1 protein-coding gene is annotated in these 1,263 nt (G+C 63.7%); it reads left to right on the top strand.

From position 1 onward, the window contains the following. Nucleotides 1-68 precede the first annotated feature (68 nt). Nucleotides 69-1,231, top strand: a protein-coding gene (locus ACL03I_RS39325; RefSeq protein ID WP_412808644.1) for an IS3 family transposase whose coding sequence is annotated in 2 segments (ribosomal slippage) — nt 69-353 and nt 356-1,231 — 1,161 coding nt in all. Because the reading frame shifts where the segments join, the coding sequence is not laid out codon by codon here. Nucleotides 1,232-1,263: the final 32 nt, after the last annotated feature.

Below are 1,263 nucleotides of genomic sequence, written 5' to 3'. Positions count from 1 at the left end.
GGGACTGCTGCACGGGTAGGTGACAACCGAGTTGGCTTGCCCTTCGGGTGGGCTGGAAGGATGTCATCGTGCCGAAGCCCTATCCCCGTGAGTTCCGCGACGATGTCGTGCGTGTGGCTCGCAATCGCGAGGATGGTGTGACGCTGGAGCAGATCGCCGCCGATTTCGGGATTCACCCGATGACGTTGTCGAAATGGATGCGTCAGGCCGACGTCGTCGAGGGAACCAAACCGGGCACCAGCACGAGCGAGTCGGCCGAGCTGCGGGCGGCGAAACGGCGAATCCGGTTGCTGGAGCAGGAGAACGAGGTCCTCAAACGGGCCGCCGCTTATTTCGCGCAGGCGAACCTGCCGGGAAAATGATCTACCCGCTCGTCCGCGAGCTGGCCGACGACGGGATCCCCGTCACGGTGACGTGCCGGGTGCTGAAACTGGCCCGTCAGCCGTACTACCGATGGCTGGCCGAACCGGTCACTGCCGCCGAACTCGACCAAGCGTATCGGGCTAACGCGCTGTTCGATGCCCATCGCGACGATCCCGAATTCGGGTACCGATTTCTCGCCGACGAGGCCCGCGCCGCCGGTGAACCGATGGCCGACCGCACTGCATGGCGGATCTGTTCGGCCCAGGGCTGGTGGAGTGCGTTCGGCAAGAAGCGACGCGGCAAGGGCAAGGCCGGCCCGCCGGTCCACGATGATCTGGTCCGACGCAACTTCACCGCTGAGGCTCCGAATCGGTTGTGGCTGGCCGACATTTCCGAACATCAGACCGGCGAGGGCAAGCTCTACATTTGTGCGGTCAAGGACGTCTATTCCAACCGGATCGTCGGCTACTCCATCGACTCACGCATGAAATCGGCTCTGGCGGTGCACGCGCTCAACAATGCGGTGGCTCGCCGTGGCGAGGTGGCCGGTTGCATTCTGCACACCGACCGCGGATCGCAATTTCGCAGCCGGAAATTCGTGCGAGCCCTGACTCGTCACGGCATGGCTGGGTCGATGGGCCGTGTCGGCGCGGCCGGTGACAATGCCGCTATGGAGAGTTTCTTCGCGTTGCTGCAGAAGAATGTCCTGGACCGCCGATTTTGGTGCAGCCGTGAGGAATTGAGGATCGCGATCGTCACCTGGATCGAGCGGACCTACCATCGACGACGACGCCAAGCTACCCTCGGCCGTTTGACGCCGGTCGAATACGAGACCATCATGACCCCACCGGCCAGTCAGGCCGCGTGACCGAACCTGTCACCTGATCGTGCAGCAGTCCC

The organism is Nocardia sichangensis (genome assembly GCF_047200615.1).
GTDB classification, from domain to species: domain Bacteria; phylum Actinomycetota; class Actinomycetes; order Mycobacteriales; family Mycobacteriaceae; genus Nocardia; species Nocardia sichangensis.
The sequence above is the reverse complement of the archived record's forward strand: the minus strand, read 5'-3'. Positions and strand labels throughout refer to the sequence as shown.